The following is a 15,592-nucleotide window of genomic DNA, read 5'->3' on the forward strand; positions in this document are numbered from 1 at the left end:
CCCACAGGTTTTGTCAGGTGCCGGCAGCTTGAAGCAAGTTAATGTAAAACCTTAAAACAAGCGTTTCATCGGACTGATGGCCCTTTGCTCATTTTGTGAGTGCGTTCTCATTTGGAATCAGTACAATCGCCGCATTTGCCCCCACCCGAGAATGAAAGCCATTAACAAGGGGGCTTTCGCGAGAAGTCTCCATGCTCATCGGCAGCTATTCCCCCTCTCTGGTCATCATTTCGCTCTGTGTAGCGATTCTCGCCTCATACACTGCACTCGACCTGACCGGACGGATTGCCACCGCCAAAGGCCGCGCGGTGCATTTGTGGACTGCGGGCGGGGCCGTTGCCATGGGCATCGGCATCTGGTCGATGCACTTTATCGGCATGCTCGCGTTCAAGTTGCCGATCGACCTGGGGTACGACGGGACCATCACCCTGTTGTCGTTGCTGATCGGCGTGCTCTCCAGCGGCTTTGCGCTGTGGCTGGTCAGCCAGCCGCAATTGCCGGCCTGGCAACTGGCCTTTGGTGCGTTGGTCATGGGCGCCGGCATCAGCGCGATGCACTACACCGGCATGGCTGCCATGCGCATGCAACCGGGCATCGACTATGACTCGACGCTGTTCGGCGCCTCGCTGCTGATCGCTGTCGGTGCTTCGGGCGCAGCATTGTGGATCGCTTTCCATCTGCGCCAGCACACGCCTTATGTCCGTCTGATCCGTGGTGGTGCCGCCGTGATCATGGGCATCGCCATCGTCGGCATGCACTACACCGGGATGGCCGCCGCACGCTTTGCCGACGGCAGTTTCTGTGGCGCGGCGGTCAATGGATTGAGCGGCAATGGCCTGGACAACCTGGTGCTGATCACCACGTTGGCGGTGCTGAGCATTGCCCTGCTGACCTCGATCCTCGATGCACGCCTGGAGGCTCGCACCGCGAGCCTGGCCCAGTCGCTGACCGAGGCCAACCGTGAACTGACCCAATTGGCCCTGCACGACACCCTCACCGGGTTGCCGAACCGGACGTTGCTCGCCGATCGAATCGATCAGGCCATGTCGCGGGTCCGGGAAGAAGGGGGGTGCTTTGCCCTGATGTTCATCGATCTGGACGGCTTCAAACCGGTCAACGATGCCTTCGGCCACCATATGGGTGATCTGTTGTTGCGCGAGGTGGCCCTGCGCCTGCGCGAAGACTTGCGCAGCCAGGACACCCTGGCACGGATCGGCGGCGATGAGTTCGTGTTGCTGGTGCAATTGAGCGAACAGAACGACGCCTTGAACCTGGCGGCCCGTCAGGTCGGGTTGATCGCGCGTGCGTTCCGGGTTGCCGAACATGATTTGCACATTTCCGCCAGCGTCGGCATCGCGCTCTACCCGGGTAACGGGCAGTCCGCCCACGAACTGCTGATGAATGCCGACGCGGCGATGTACCACGCCAAGGGGGCGGGTAAAAACGGCTACAGCTTTTTCGATGTATCGATGAACAACAACGCCCGCAAGCAGCTGCAATTGCTGCAGGATCTGCGCAATGCCGTGGAACAGCAGGAGTTCAGCCTGCATTACCAACCCAAGTTCGACGCCGCCAATGGCCGACCGGTGGGCGCCGAGGCCTTGTTGCGCTGGGAACACCCGACTCAAGGAATGCTGTTGCCGGACAAATTCATCGAGCTGGCGGAAAAAACCGGGCTGATCATTCCGATCGGCGAGTGGGTGCTCAACGAAGCCTGCCGTCAGATGCGCGAGTGGTACGTGCTGGGCTACACCGACTGGCGCATCGCGGTGAACCTTTCGGCCATTCAGTTTTGCCATGCCGGGCTGGTCCAGAGCGTTGCCAAGGCGCTGGCGACGCACCATCTGCCACCCAACAGCCTGACCCTGGAAATCACCGAAACCACCGCCATGAGCGATGCCGATGCGAGCATGACGGTGCTGCAGGAACTGTCGGAAATGGGTGTCGACCTGTCCATCGACGATTTTGGTACCGGCTATTCGAGCTTGATGTACCTCAAGCGCCTGCCGGCCAACGAGCTGAAGATCGACCGCGGTTTTGTCCGGGACCTGGAGCGCGACAGCGATGACGCCGCCATCGTTTCGGCCATCGTCGCCCTCGGGCAAGCGCTGGGGTTGCGCATCGTCGCCGAAGGCGTGGAAACCGGTGTGCAGCAGGACTTCCTGACTCAGCTCGGCTGCGATTCGTTGCAGGGTTACCTGCTGGGGCATCCGCTGCCGGCCGCAGGTTTCATGGTGGAAATCCATCGCGGGGAGCAGTTGGTCGAGCAGTTGAAAGCCAGTGCCAGGCGCGAGATGTCGATGACATGACAGCCGATGTGAAGCCATGCAAAAACCGCCAATGGCGGTTATTCTTGCCCCCGACCGCTTAAGCTTTGATTGGGGGAAAGCTCGCATGGACAAAGTCATCGTCATCACCGGCGGTAGCCGCGGCATCGGTGCCGCCACCGCTCTGTTGGCCGCCGCGCAGGGCTATCGGATCTGCATCAATTATCAGGCGGACGAACAGTCTGCATTCGGCGTGCTGGAGCAAGTCCGCGCCCTCGGTGCGCAAGCCATTGCGGTACGGGCCGACGTCAGCATCGAAGACGAAGTGATCGCGCTGTTCAATCGGGTGGACAGTGAACTGGGGCGGGTCACCGCGCTGGTGAACAACGCCGGCACCGTCGGGCAGAAGTCCCGGGTCGACGAAATGTCCGAGTTCCGCATTCTCAAAATCATGAAAACCAACGTCCTGGCGCCGATGCTCTGTGCCAAGCACGCGATCCTGCGCATGTCGCCCAGGCACGGCGGGCAGGGCGGCAGCATCGTCAACGTATCGTCGGTCGCCTCGCGATTGGGATCGCCCAACGAGTACGTGGATTACGCAGCGTCCAAAGGCGCGCTGGACACCTTCACCATAGGCCTGTCCAAGGAAGTGGCGGGTGAGGGGATTCGGGTCAACGCCGTGCGTCCGGGTTACATCTACACCGATTTCCATGCCTTGAGCGGCGATCCGGATCGGGTCAGCAAGCTGGAATCGGCGATTCCGATGGCGCGGGGCGGCCGTCCGGATGAAGTGGCGGAGGCGATTGTCTGGTTGTTGTCGGACAAGGCTTCTTATGCGACGGGGACTTTTGTTGATCTTGGTGGTGGGCGTTGATCTGAGGTTTGCGTTGTCAGTGCTGGCCTCTTCGCGGGCAAGCCCGCACCCACAGGGTTCCGTGGTGTACGCAAAGTCTGTGAACACCGGAGATTCCTTGTGGGAGCGGGCTTGCTCGCGAAGGCAATAGGCCTGCCGACACCTGCTTATCAGAACGACCGCACAATCCGCCCCAACGTCTCCATCGCCTTCTCCGAGTCCTCGGTCCACGGGCTGCCGTAATTCAACCGAATACAATTCCTGAAGCGCTGGGTCGGTGAAAAGATCGGCCCCGGTGCAATGCTGATGCCTTGCGCCAATGCCATCTGGAACAATTTCAACGAATCCATCTGCTGTGGTAATTCCAGCCACAGAAAGTACCCGCCGGCCGGTTGGCTGACCCGCGTCTGCGCCGGGAAATAGCGAGTAATGGCGGCGAGCATGGCGCTTTGCTGGTCTTCCAGGGCGTGGCGCAATTTACGCAGGTGCCGGTCGTAGCCGCCGTGTTGCAGGTAATCGGCGATTGCCGCCTGGGCCGGCATCGAGGCGCACAGCGAGGTCATGAGTTTCAGCCGTTCGATTTTCTGTGCGTAACGCCCGGCAGCCACCCAGCCGATGCGGTAGCCAGGGGCCAGGCTCTTGGCGAATGAACCACAGTGCATCACCAGACCTTCGGTATCAAAGGCCTTGGCCGGTTTCGGTGCTTGCTGGCCGTAATAGAGTTCGGCGTAGACATCGTCTTCGATAAGCGGCACCTGGTGGCGCCGCAACAATTCCACAAGCTGCTGTTTCTTGGCCTCGGGCAGGGTCGCGCCCATGGGGTTCTGGAAACTGGTCATGCACCAGCAGGCCTTGATCGGATGCCGCTCCAGGGTTTGCTCGAGCACGCCAAGGTCGATGCCATCGCGCGGGTGTACGGGAATTTCCACGGCCTTGAGTTTCAGGCGTTCGAGTACTTGCAGACAGGCGTAGAACGCCGGGGCTTCGATGGCCACCAGATCGCCAGGTTCGGTCACCGCTTGCAGGCAAAGGTTCAGGGCTTCGAGGGCGCCGTTGGTGATCAGCAGTTCCTCCATGGGCAACATCAGCCCGCCGACCATGTAGCGCAGGGCGATTTGCCGGCGCAGTTGCGGGTTGCCCGGCGACATGTCGGTGACCACCATGCGCGGGTCCATGTCGCGGCTGGCGCTGGCCAGGGAGCGGGACAAACGTTGCAGGGGAAACAGCGTCGGGCTGGGAAACGCCGAGCCGAAGGGCACGGTGTTCGGGTCCTTGATCGAGTCGAGCACCGAAAACACCAGTTCGCTGACGTCGACTTCCGTCGACTCGTTGACCTCATTGCTGATCACCGGCTCGGAAAACGGCCGGGGTGCGTGGGCGTTGACGAAATAGCCGGAGCGCGGCCGAGCGCGGATCAGGCCGCGACGCTCCAGCAGGTAATAGGCCTGGAACACCGTCGACGGGCTGACCCCGTAGGTCTGGCTGGCGTAGCGCACCGACGGCACCCGCTGGCCGGGACCCAGGACGCCGGAGCGGATCAGTTCTGCGATGTCGTCGGCGAATTTTTCGTAGCGTTTCATCGGTGTCCCGCAATGGAGTCGGTTCGATTAATTGTGGCGAGGGGGCTTGCCCCCGTTGGACTGCGCAGCAGTCCCATTTTGGGGCCGCTTCGCGACCCAACGGGGGCAAGCCCCCTCGCCACAGTGGATTGCATTGCCAAAACAAGACTGCACTTCACCAAGGTCAGCATCTTAAAGGCTCAGCGATTCATTGGCGCCACAAACCGGCTCTTCGCCACGCTGTAGACGCCAGGCTCATCGCTGTCGACCACCTTGAAGCCGATGCTCTGTGAACTGCTGGCCGGACGCTCCGTGAGCATCGCCACTGACACCGGCACATCGTCAATCTCGCCTGGCGCCAGGCTGAATTCGGTCCTGCCCTGCAACTGGAAATCCTCGGCATCCACCAGGCTCAATTGATAGTCCTGACGCTGCTGGGTTTTGTTGATCACCTTCAGACTGTAGATGTTCTCGATCTGCCCCTGGCTGTTCTCGCGGAACAGGCCCCGGTCCTTGCTGACATCAAGGGACACCATCGGTCGTTCCACCAGCGCCATCACCAGGGCAGCGATCATCACCAGCAGCACGGCGGTGTAGCCGATCAGGCGTGGGCGCAGCAGGTGTGTCTTGCCACCCTGCAACTGATGCTCGGAGGTGTAGCTGATCAACCCTGGGGCGTAGCCCATTTTGTCCATGATCGAGTCACAGGCGTCGATGCACGCCGCACAACCGATACATTCCATCTGCAAGCCGTCGCGGATATCGATGCCGGTGGGGCAGACCTGTACGCACAGCTGGCAGTCGATGCAATCACCCAGCCCGACCTCGGCCGGTTTGACTTCGCGCTTGCGTGGGCCACGATTCTCGCCACGGGCCACGTCGTAGGAAATGGTCAGGGTGTCCTTGTCGAACATCACGCTCTGGAACCGCGCGTAGGGACACATGTGCATGCACACCGCTTCACGCAGCCAACCGGCATTGATGTACGTGGCGCCGGTGAAAAACAGCACCCAGAACAGGCTGACGCCACTCATCTGGAAGGTCAGCAGCTCTTCGGCCAACGGCCGGATCGGCGTGAAGTAGCCGACGAAGGTCAGGCCGGTCAGCAGGCTGATGGCCAGCCACAAGGTGTGCTTGGCCGCGCGACGCATCAGCTTGTTCAGGCCCCACGGCGCGGCTTGCAACTTGATCCGCTGGTTGCGTTCGCCTTCGGTGATCTTCTCGCACCACATGAAGATCCAGGTCCATGAACTTTGTGGGCAGGCGTAGCCGCACCAGACCCGGCCCGCGAACACGGTGATTGCAAACAGGCCGAACGCGGCGATGATCAGCAGCGCCGAGAGCAGGATGAAATCCTGTGGCCAGAAGGTCGCGCCGAAGATATGGAACTTGCTTTGCGAAAGATCCCAGAGCACCGCCTGGCGGCCGCCCCAGTTCAGCCACACGGTGCCGAAAAACAGCACAAACAGAAAACCGGCGCCGCTGATGCGCAGGTTGCGGAACAACCCGGTGAAGCTGCGGGTGTGGATCAGGTTGTCGCTGGATTTGGCCTTCATCTTGGGGCGCGAAGGCTCGAATGTTTCTACGGTTCGGACGGGGATTCTTTCGCTCATGGTCTTTCGCTCATCAGCCTCCATCAGGCATGAGCACTATGAGCGGCGATCTGTTTGCATAACAGACTCAGGTATTGCATTAAAAAGCGGATCAGATGGCCGTGTTTGCACGAACTGCGACAACTTGAAGCAGCCGACGCTGTGGGGTCCATGGGGCGTTGCAAAACAGCGGCGGCAAGTGCGGATCAATCCCGGTCAAATCACCGAACCACTGTCGGTAGCTTTCAGGTGCCGGCGTCCATCCACCGCGCCTGCGACGGTCAAGGCGTCGGCCTCGGCTTCCGTGATGTAGATGCGCTCGCCTTCGATGTCCACCGCCGACATGGCCATGGCACCGTCGGTGATGATGGTCACGTCGGGACACAGACGAATGAGTTCGCCATTTTCAGTGGTGAAAAAGCAAGTCTGGTTCTCGATGCGTACGGTCATGGCGGGATCCTTTTTTCAGTGGAAACTAAAGTTTCAGGCCGCAACCGCCGGTCATCGTTCTGTGCAACCGATTAATGGTCGCTGCGGTCCACCGTCCATGGCCCCTCACAAGGACAATCCCATGAACACTTGGTGGCACGAAGTCTGGGTGACGCTGCAAGGCGAGTTCGCCGACATCGGCGATGCCTCGCAATTGACGCGAGTGACCGTGCGCCTGTTGATGGCCGCGGTGCTGGGCGGGATTCTCGGGTTCGAGCGTGAACACCAGGGCAAGGCCGCCGGCGTGCGCACCCACATGCTGGTGGCAATGGGGGCGGCGCTGTTCGTGTTGGTGCCGCAGATGTCCGGCTCACAGCCCGATGCCATGAGCCGGGTGGTGCAGGGCGTGATTGCCGGGATCGGCTTCCTGGGGGCTGGCACTATCCTGAAAAATCGCGACGGCGATGAGGGGCACGTCAAGGGCCTGACCACCGCCGCCGGCCTGTGGATGACCGCCGCCATCGGCGTCGCGGCCGGGCTGGGCCGGGAGGCGACGGCGGTGTTCAGTACGTTGTTGGCGCTGGGCGTGTTCAGTGTGATGCCGGGGATTGTGAAACTGATCGACAAGGATCACCAATGAGATCGTTCCCCGGCAGTATGGAAGCGATCAACTGTCGTCATTCAGGGGGCACAATCACCGGCGGCATCGTCGTTGGCGGTTCTTCCCTTGGTGGCGGGTTCGTGCCGGGCGGATCCTGTTCGGGCACCGGTTGCGGATCGCTGGGTGGGATCACCGGGTTGTCGATGTTGGGATCGGGGGTTTCAGCCGGGAATGGATTGTTCATTGTTCAAGCCTCCGGTGGCACATGGCGTGAGTCGTGCTTAAGTAGGTGGACTGATTGGTTGACCGCAGCGCGAAGGACTTGATTCCGGGAATTGCCGATGAAACTTTCCCGGCGGCTGTCGCTCGGAACCTAAGTGAGTGCATCCCGGGGCGGATTGCCCGGCGGGGTGGCGACCAGACACAAGCGCGTCCATGGGGCGTAAGGAGAGAGGCTCGATGACGGCTGAAAAACCGACTGAGTTGAGCTACAACCCGCACATGCCGCTGTCGCAGGCGTTGTTGCTGCCGCGTATCGTCATTGAAAACATCATGCCGATCCTTGAAGGCGGACAATTCGCCGTCAAGGCCGTGGTGGGGCAGGACGTGGTGGTGACGGCCAAGGTCTTCGCCGACGGGCATGACAAGCTGGCGGTGCGCGTGCGCTGGCGGGCCGAGGACGAGGACGCCTGGCAAAGCGCGGCCATGAACGACCTGGGCAATAACGGCTGGCAAGGGCAGTTCCGGGTCGACAGCCAGGGCCGTTATCTGTTCTGTATCGAAGCCTGGATCGATCAGTTCGCCAGTTTTTGCCATGAGCTGGAAAAGAAGCATGCGGCGGCAGTGCCCGTCAGTCTGGAATTGCAGGAAGGGCGGATTCATGTCCAGCAGGCTGCCGAACGTAGCGAAGGGCTACTCAGCGAGCAACTGGCGGCCTTGCACCATGAACTGTCAGGACTGCTCGAAACCGAGCAGGTCGCACTGTTTTTGCACCCCCGTAGCGCCGACCTCATGGCCCGCGTCAATCATCGCGCCTACCTGAGCCTGAGCCCGGAGTACCCGGTGGATGTCGAGCGCGAACTGGCGCAGTTCGCCAGCTGGTATGAATTGTTCCCGCGCTCGATCACCGACAGCCCGACGCGCCATGGCACCTTCAATGACGTGCATTCGCGGCTGGCGATGATCCAGGACATGGGTTTCGATGTGCTGTATTTCCCGCCGATCCACCCGATCGGGCGCAGCTACCGCAAAGGCCCGAACAACTCGCTGACGGCGGGTCCCGATGATCCGGGCAGCCCCTATGCGATTGGTAGCGAGGAAGGCGGGCACGAGGCGATTCACTCGCAATTGGGTACCCGCGAAGACTTCCGCCGACTGGTGGCGGCCGCCGCGGCCCATGGCCTGGAAATCGCCCTGGATTTTGCCATCCAGTGTTCCCAGGACCATCCATGGCTCAAGCAACACCCCGGCTGGTTCAACTGGCGGCCGGACGGCACGATCAAGTATGCCGAGAACCCACCGAAGAAATACCAGGACATCGTCAACGTCGACTTCTATGCCCCCGAGGCGATTCCGAGCCTGTGGGTGGAATTGCGCGACATCGTGGTGGGCTGGGTCGAGGAGGGCGTGAAGATCTTTCGCGTCGATAATCCGCACACCAAGCCGTTGCCGTTCTGGCAATGGCTGATCGCCGATGTACGGGCGCTGTACCCCGAGGTGATCTTCCTCGCCGAAGCCTTTACCACCCCGGCAATGATGGCGCGCCTGGGCAAGGTCGGTTACTCCCAGAGCTATACCTATTTCACCTGGCGCAACACCAAGGCCGAACTGGCGACCTACTTCACCGAACTCAACGAGTCGCCGTGGCGAGAATGCTACCGGCCGAATTTTTTCGTCAATACACCGGACATCAACCCGGCGTTCCTCCACGAATCCGGGCGTCCCGGGTTTCTCATTCGCGCCGTGCTGGCGACCATGGGCTCGGGCCTGTGGGGCATGTATTCGGGTTTCGAGTTGTGCGAGTCGGCTCCGGTACCGGGTAAGGAGGAATACCTCGATTCCGAGAAGTATGAGATCCGCCCGCGGGACTTCAACGCGCCGGGCAACATCATTGCCGAGATCGCCCAGCTCAACCGTATCCGACGGCAGAACCCGGCGTTGCACACGCATCTGGGCCTGAAGGTCTACAACGCCTGGAACGACAACATCCTGTACTTCGGCAAGCGCAGCGCCGATGGAGGCAATTTCATTCTGGTGGCGGTCAGTCTCGATCCGCACAACGTGCAGGAAGCGAACTTCGAGTTGCCGTTGTGGGACATGGGCTTGCCTGACTACGCCAGCACCCAGGGCGAAGATTTGATGAATGGTCATCGCTGGACCTGGCACGGCAAGCAGCAGTTCATGCGGATCGACCCGGCGTATCAGCCGTTCGGGATTTGGCGCATTACCGCGTAGACGCTGAACCTGTGGGAGTGAGCTTGCCTGTGGCGAGGGGGCTGCCTGTGGCGAGGGGGCTTGCCCCCGTTGGGTCGCGAAGCGGCCCCGCTTTTTCTTTCAGCGAAACCGAGTCTCTGGATTGACGACTGCTTCGCAGCCGAACGGGGGCAAGCCCCCTCGCCACAGGTAAGCATCCTCACCACAGGGGATTCTCAGCCTGTGGCCAAGTCGAATTCACCAGGAGTTGCACATGGCGAAGAAACCCAAGGCAGCCACGTTCATCAAGGACCCGCTCTGGTACAAGGACGCGGTGATCTATCAAGTCCACGTCAAATCGTATTTCGACTCCAACAACGACGGGATTGGCGACTTTCCCGGCCTCATCGCCAAGCTCGATTACATCGCCGACCTGGGCGTCAACACCATCTGGCTGTTGCCGTTCTATCCCTCGCCACGGCGCGATGACGGCTACGACATCGCCGAATACCGTGGCGTACACAGCGACTACGGCACCATGGCCGATGCCAGGCGCTTCATTGCCGAGGCGCACAAACGCGGCCTGCGGGTGATCACCGAACTGGTCATCAACCACACCTCCGACCAGCACCCGTGGTTCCAGCGGGCGCGCAAGGCCAAACCCGGATCGGCGGCGCGGGACTTCTATGTGTGGTCCGATGACGATCAAAAATACGATGGCACGCGCATCATCTTTCTCGATACAGAGAAGTCCAACTGGACCTGGGACCCGGTCGCCGGCCAATACTTCTGGCACCGTTTCTACTCCCACCAACCGGACCTGAACTTCGATAACCCGCAAGTCATGAAAGCGGTGCTGTCGGTGATGCGTTACTGGCTCGACATGGGCATCGACGGCTTGCGCCTGGACGCGATTCCCTACCTGATCGAGCGCGACGGCACCAACAATGAGAACTTGCCGGAAACCCACGACGTCCTGAAAAAGATCCGTGCGGAAATCGACGCCAACTACCCCGACCGCATGTTGCTGGCCGAGGCCAATCAGTGGCCGGAGGATACTCAGTTGTACTTCGGCGACACCGACAAGAAAGGCCTGAACGGCGATGAATGCCACATGGCCTTCCACTTCCCGTTGATGCCGCGCATGTATATGGCGCTGGCCCAGGAAGATCGTTTCCCGATTACCGACATTCTGCGCCAGACCCCGGATATACCCGCCAACTGCCAATGGGCGATCTTCCTGCGCAACCACGATGAGCTGACCCTGGAGATGGTCACCGACAAGGAACGCGACTACCTGTGGAATTATTACGCCGCCGACCGTCGCGCCCGGATCAACCTGGGGATTCGCCGCCGCCTGGCGCCGCTGATGGAACGCGACCGCCGTCGGGTCGAGCTGCTCAACAGCCTGCTGCTGTCCATGCCTGGCACGCCGACCCTGTATTACGGCGATGAGATCGGCATGGGCGACAACATCTACCTCGGCGACCGCGACGGTGTGCGCACGCCCATGCAATGGTCCATCGACCGCAACGGCGGTTTCTCCCGCGCCGACCCGGCAAGCCTGGTGCTGCCGCCGATCATGGATCCGCAATATGGCTATCTGTCGGTCAACGTCGAAACCCAGGCTGGCGACCCGCATTCGCTATTGAACTGGACCCGGCGCATGCTCGCCGTGCGCAAGCAATCCAAGGCCTTCGGGCGCGGTACGTTGAAGATGCTGTCGCCGAGCAACCGGCGGATTCTGGCCTACACCCGTGAATACACCGGGGCGGACGGCAAGCACGAAGTCATTCTGTGCGTGGCCAACGTGTCGCGCAGCGCCCAGGCCGCCGAGCTGGATCTGTCGGCCTACGTCGGCATGGTGCCGGTGGAGATGCTCGGGGGTAACGCATTCCCCCCCATCGGCCAGCTGAACTTCCTCCTGACGCTGGCGCCTTACGGCTTCTACTGGTTCGGCCTCGCCGCGGAAAACCAGATGCCGAGCTGGCACGTGGAGCCTGCACAGAGCCTGCCGGACTTCACCACGCTGGTGCTGAAAAAACGCATGGAAGAACTGCTCGAAGCACCGTCACGCACCACGCTGGAGCAAAGCATCCTGCCCAACTGGTTGCAGAACCGCCGCTGGTTTGCGGGTAAGGACGCCGCCATCGAACAGGTCGAACTGGCCTATGGCGTGCGATTCGGCGATCCGCAGCACCCGGTGCTGTTCAGCGAGATCAATGTCACCAGCGGTGGCCAGAGCAGCCGCTACCAGTTGCCGTTCGGTTTTATCTCGGAAGATCAGGTCGGTACTCCCTTGCCGCAGCAATTGGCATTGTCGCGGGTACGGCGTGGGCGCCAGGTGGGCCTGATCACCGACGCCTTCAGCCTGGACACCTTTGTGCATGCCGTATTGCAGGGCATTCAGGCCGGCACCGTATTGGCCTCCAGCGATGGCGACATTCGCTTCGAGTCCACCGCCGAACTGGAAAAACTCGGCCTCAATGCCGAGTCGCCGGTGCGTTACCTTTCGGCCGAACAGTCCAACAGCTCGGTGGTGATCGGCAACAGCCTGGTGCTGAAGCTGATCCGCAAGGTCGCCTGCGGCGTGCATCCTGAGCTGGAAATGAGCGCGTACCTGACGCAAGCCGGGTTCAGCAATATTTCACCATTGCTGGGGGCCGTGGTGCGCCGGGACGGGGCGGGTGAAGATAATTTGCTGATGATCGCCCAAGGCTACCTGAGCAATCAGGGCGACGCCTGGGAATGGACCCAGAACAACCTCGAACGGGCGCTTCGTGATGAACTGGCCGATGCCGTGTCCGAGCAGGAACAGCATTACAACGCGCTCGGCGAACTGAAAGATTTCGCCGCTATGCTTGGTCAGCGTCTGGGGGAAATGCACCAGGTGCTGGCGGCGCCGAGTGCCAACCCGGACTTCTTGCCCCAGGTCACTACGCAGAAGGAGGCGCTGACCTCGGCCAAGGATGTCGCGGCGCAAATCGAGCGCGCGCTGAACTTGCTCAAGCAGCATAAAAATCAACTTGACCCGGCGGACCAGACCCTGGTCGGCCGTTTACTGGACAACAAGAAAGCCATCCTCGGCCATGTACAGGCGTTGGGCAAAAAGACCGCGGGCGGCTTGCGCATTCGTGTGCACGGCGACCTGCACCTGGGGCAGGTGCTGGTGATCAAGGGCGATGCCTACCTGATCGACTTCGAAGGCGAACCGGCCCGGCCATTGCATGAACGACGGGGCAAACACAGCCCGTACAAGGATGTCAGCGGCGTGCTGCGGTCCTTCGACTATGCGGCGGCGATGGCGATCAACGTGCAGAGCGTCGATAACACCGCAGCGGCCGATGCCGCGCGCTTGCGGGTCACCGATCGCTACTTGAGCGAGGCGCGGCAAGCATTTGTCGACGCTTATCGGCTGGCGGCAGCTAGTCTTGCCCATGCATGGCAAGATCCCGAAGGCGAGGATGCCGCGCTGGCGTTGTTCGGTCTGGAGAAGGCGGCGTATGAAGTGGCTTATGAGGCGGAAAATCGCCCCGCCTGGTTGCCCGTGCCGTTGCACGGTTTATATGGATTATTGAGTGGGCTTAAACCCTTTTCCGATCTTGATGGAGAGTAGTCATGAGTGTCTCGAACAAGGAACAGGGTCATCACAGAGAAGCGCTGCTGCCCAGAGCACGGGATATCGACGCATTGGTGCGCGCCGAGCATATCGATCCTTTTGCGATTCTTGGCCCCCACGCTGATGGCGCTGGCGGGCAATTCATTCGCGCGTATCTGCCGGGTGCCTTGAGTGTGCAGGTGCTGGCCAGGGATACCGGACAAGAGCTCGGCCAACTTGAAGCCACGGAGACGCCGGGATTGTTTGTCGGGCATTTCGAACGTGCGCAAGTGTATCTGCTGCGCACCCGTTGGGCCGGCGGCGAGCAAACGGCAGAAGATCCTTACAGCTTCGGTCCGTTGTTGGGCGAAATGGATTTGTATCTGTTTGCCGAAGGCAATCACCGCGACCTCAGCGGGTGCCTGGGCGCGCAACTGACAACCGTGGACGGCATCGACGGCGTGCGTTTCGCCGTGTGGGCGCCGAATGCCCGGCGGGTGTCGGTGGTCGGTGATTTCAACGTCTGGGACGGGCGCCGACACCCGATGCGCCTGCGTCACCCCACAGGCGTCTGGGAATTGTTCATCCCGCGCCTGCAAGCCGGGGACACCTACAAATACGAGATTCTCGGCGCCCACGGCATCCTGCCGTTGAAGGCCGATCCCGTGGCGTTGGCCACCAGCCTGCCACCGGACACCGCCTCGAAAGTCGCTTCACCCTTGAACATCGACTGGCAGGATCAGGACTGGATGATGTCCCGGGGCGACCGCCAGCGGGTGACGGCGCCGTTGTCGATCTACGAATTGCACGCCGGCTCGTGGCAATGCGAGCTGGACGATCTGGGCGAAGTGGCCCGCCAGTACACCTGGCCCGAGTTGACCGAGCGGCTGATTCCCTATGTCAAAGACCTCGGTTTCACCCACATCGAACTGATGCCGATCATGGAGCACCCGTTCGGCGGCTCGTGGGGTTATCAGTTGTTGTCGCAATTCGCGCCGAGTGCGCGGTATGGCACACCGGACGAGTTCGCCGCGTTCATCAACGCCTGCCACCAGGCCGAACTCGGGGTGATTCTCGATTGGGTGCCGGCGCATTTCCCCACCGATACCCACGGCCTGGCCCAGTTCGACGGCACGGCGCTGTACGAGTACGGCAACCCGCAGGAAGGTTTCCATCAGGACTGGGACACCCTGATCTACAACCTGGGTCGCACCGAAGTGCATGGTTACATGCTGGCGTCGGCGCTGCACTGGCTCAAGCATTTCCACGTCGACGGCCTGCGGGTCGATGCAGTGGCCTCGATGCTCTACCGCGACTACTCGCGCAAGGCCGGCGAGTGGGTGCCGAACCGCCATGGCGGGCGGGAGAACCTGGAAGCCATCGACTTCCTGCGTCACCTCAATGACGTGGTGGCCCTCGAAGCGCCCGGTGCGCTGGTGATCGCCGAGGAATCCACCGCATGGCCCGGTGTCAGCCAGGGCACGCAACAGGGCGGCCTGGGCTTTGCCTACAAATGGAACATGGGCTGGATGCACGACTCGCTGCATTACATCCAGCAGGACCCGGTGTACCGCGCCCATCACCACAACGAACTGAGTTTCGGCCTGGTGTATGCGTGGTCCGAGCGCTTCATCCTGCCGATCTCCCACGATGAAGTGGTGCACGGCAAACACTCGTTGATCGACAAGATGCCCGGCGACCGCTGGCAGAAATTCGCCAACCTGCGGGCCTACCTGAGTTTCATGTGGGCGCATCCGGGCAAGAAACTGCTGTTCATGGGCTGCGAGTTCGGCCAGTGGCGCGAGTGGAACCATGACCAGCAACTGGACTGGTACCTGTTGCAATACCCAGAGCACCAGGGGGTGCAGAAACTGGTGGCCGACCTCAACCGCGTGTACCGCGAAGAGCCGGCGCTGCATGAGCAGGACGACGTGCCGCAGGGTTTCCAATGGCTGATCGGCGATGACGCGATCAACAGCGTTTATGCGTGGTTGCGCTGGAGCAAGGACGGCGAACCGGTGCTGGTGGTGGCCAACTTTACGCCCGTGCCACGCGAGGCTTATCGCGTTGGGGTGCCGTTTGCCGGGCAGTGGAACGAGGTGCTCAACAGCGACTCGTCCATCTATGCCGGTTCCAACTACGGCAACAGTGGCGGGGCGGTTGCCGAGGAAACGCCGAGCCATGGCCAGGCGTTGTCGCTGGTGTTGAATTTGCCGCCGTTGGCGGTGTTGATGTTGCGGCCGCAGGGCTGATCCGAAGTCGGCGGTGCTGCAATTCGCGA

At 61.3% G+C, this 15,592-nt stretch carries 10 protein-coding genes; 6 read left to right on the forward strand and 4 right to left on the reverse strand.

Annotated elements, in window-relative coordinates:
- Window positions 1-191: 191 nt before the first annotated feature.
- Window positions 192-2,309 (forward strand): EAL domain-containing protein, encoded by a 2,118-nt coding sequence (locus tag PspS34_RS12905; protein WP_159389864.1) that lies wholly within the window; start codon window positions 192-194, stop codon window positions 2,307-2,309.
- A gap of 85 nt (window positions 2,310-2,394) precedes the next feature.
- A complete protein-coding gene (locus PspS34_RS12910; RefSeq protein ID WP_057714967.1) occupies window positions 2,395-3,141 on the forward strand; it encodes an SDR family oxidoreductase in 747 nt (248 codons plus the stop codon).
- Window positions 3,142-3,290: 149 nt separating this feature from the next.
- Here the strand turns inward: PspS34_RS12910 and mapR are convergent, their stop codons facing one another.
- The 3 genes from mapR to PspS34_RS12930 form a co-directional block, all read right to left on the reverse strand.
- Window positions 3,291-4,700: a GntR family transcriptional regulator MpaR gene (mapR, locus tag PspS34_RS12920; protein WP_150813242.1), complete on the reverse strand. Its 1,410-nt coding sequence runs from the start codon at window positions 4,698-4,700 to the stop codon at window positions 3,291-3,293.
- 179 nt (window positions 4,701-4,879) lie between these two features.
- Window positions 4,880-6,292: a cytochrome c oxidase accessory protein CcoG gene (gene ccoG, locus PspS34_RS12925; protein WP_159389866.1), complete on the reverse strand. Its 1,413-nt coding sequence runs from the start codon at window positions 6,290-6,292 to the stop codon at window positions 4,880-4,882.
- A 195-nt stretch (window positions 6,293-6,487) separates the two neighbouring features.
- Window positions 6,488-6,721: a DUF3203 family protein gene (locus tag PspS34_RS12930; protein WP_057714965.1), complete on the reverse strand. Its 234-nt coding sequence runs from the start codon at window positions 6,719-6,721 to the stop codon at window positions 6,488-6,490.
- Window positions 6,722-6,842: 121 nt separating this feature from the next.
- Between PspS34_RS12930 and PspS34_RS12935 the strand changes: the two genes are divergently transcribed.
- Window positions 6,843-7,340 carry an MgtC/SapB family protein gene (locus tag PspS34_RS12935; RefSeq protein ID WP_154908971.1) on the forward strand — a complete coding sequence of 166 codons (498 nt, stop codon included), beginning with the start codon at window positions 6,843-6,845 and terminating at the stop codon, window positions 7,338-7,340.
- A gap of 37 nt (window positions 7,341-7,377) precedes the next feature.
- Here PspS34_RS12935 and PspS34_RS28285 read toward each other — a convergent pair whose 3' ends face one another.
- Entirely contained in the window at window positions 7,378-7,545 is a 168-nt protein-coding gene (locus PspS34_RS28285; protein ID WP_167362862.1) for a hypothetical protein, read from the reverse strand.
- Window positions 7,546-7,760: 215 nt separating this feature from the next.
- Here PspS34_RS28285 and PspS34_RS12940 point away from each other — a divergent pair, with 215 nt between their 5' ends.
- The 3 genes from PspS34_RS12940 to glgB all read left to right on the forward strand — a co-directional run bounded on the left by PspS34_RS12940 (window position 7,761) and on the right by glgB (window position 15,563).
- Window positions 7,761-9,755, forward strand: a complete 1,995-nt coding sequence (locus PspS34_RS12940) for an alpha-1,4-glucan--maltose-1-phosphate maltosyltransferase (protein ID WP_159389867.1) — start codon at window positions 7,761-7,763, stop codon at window positions 9,753-9,755.
- 232 nt (window positions 9,756-9,987) lie between these two features.
- Window positions 9,988-13,329 carry a maltose alpha-D-glucosyltransferase gene (gene treS, locus PspS34_RS12945; protein ID WP_159389868.1) on the forward strand — a complete coding sequence of 1,114 codons (3,342 nt, stop codon included), beginning with the start codon at window positions 9,988-9,990 and terminating at the stop codon, window positions 13,327-13,329.
- A gap of 2 nt (window positions 13,330-13,331) precedes the next feature.
- Complete coding sequence (glgB, locus tag PspS34_RS12950) at window positions 13,332-15,563, forward strand: 1,4-alpha-glucan branching protein GlgB (protein ID WP_154946371.1); 2,232 nt, start codon at window positions 13,332-13,334, stop codon at window positions 15,561-15,563.
- Window positions 15,564-15,592: the final 29 nt, after the last annotated feature.

The sequence above is a fragment of the Pseudomonas sp. S34 genome, assembly GCF_009866745.1.
GTDB classification, from domain to species: domain Bacteria; phylum Pseudomonadota; class Gammaproteobacteria; order Pseudomonadales; family Pseudomonadaceae; genus Aquipseudomonas; species Aquipseudomonas jessenii.

What these genes read in the sequence shown, in the direction of transcription:
- PspS34_RS12905 (WP_159389864.1), top strand. Translation starts at nt 192, where the DNA reads ATGCTCATCGGCAGCTATTCCCCCTCTCTGGTCATCATTTCGCTCTGT.
- PspS34_RS12910 (WP_057714967.1), top strand. Translation starts at nt 2,395, where the DNA reads ATGGACAAAGTCATCGTCATCACCGGCGGTAGCCGCGGCATCGGTGCC.
- mapR (WP_150813242.1), bottom strand. Translation starts at nt 4,700, where the DNA reads ATGAAACGCTACGAAAAATTCGCCGACGACATCGCAGAACTGATCCGC.
- ccoG (WP_159389866.1), bottom strand. Translation starts at nt 6,292, where the DNA reads ATGAGCGAAAGAATCCCCGTCCGAACCGTAGAAACATTCGAGCCTTCG.
- PspS34_RS12930 (WP_057714965.1), bottom strand. Translation starts at nt 6,721, where the DNA reads ATGACCGTACGCATCGAGAACCAGACTTGCTTTTTCACCACTGAAAAT.
- PspS34_RS12935 (WP_154908971.1), top strand. Translation starts at nt 6,843, where the DNA reads ATGAACACTTGGTGGCACGAAGTCTGGGTGACGCTGCAAGGCGAGTTC.
- PspS34_RS28285 (WP_167362862.1), bottom strand. Translation starts at nt 7,545, where the DNA reads ATGAACAATCCATTCCCGGCTGAAACCCCCGATCCCAACATCGACAAC.
- PspS34_RS12940 (WP_159389867.1), top strand. Translation starts at nt 7,761, where the DNA reads ATGACGGCTGAAAAACCGACTGAGTTGAGCTACAACCCGCACATGCCG.
- treS (WP_159389868.1), top strand. Translation starts at nt 9,988, where the DNA reads ATGGCGAAGAAACCCAAGGCAGCCACGTTCATCAAGGACCCGCTCTGG.
- glgB (WP_154946371.1), top strand. Translation starts at nt 13,332, where the DNA reads ATGAGTGTCTCGAACAAGGAACAGGGTCATCACAGAGAAGCGCTGCTG.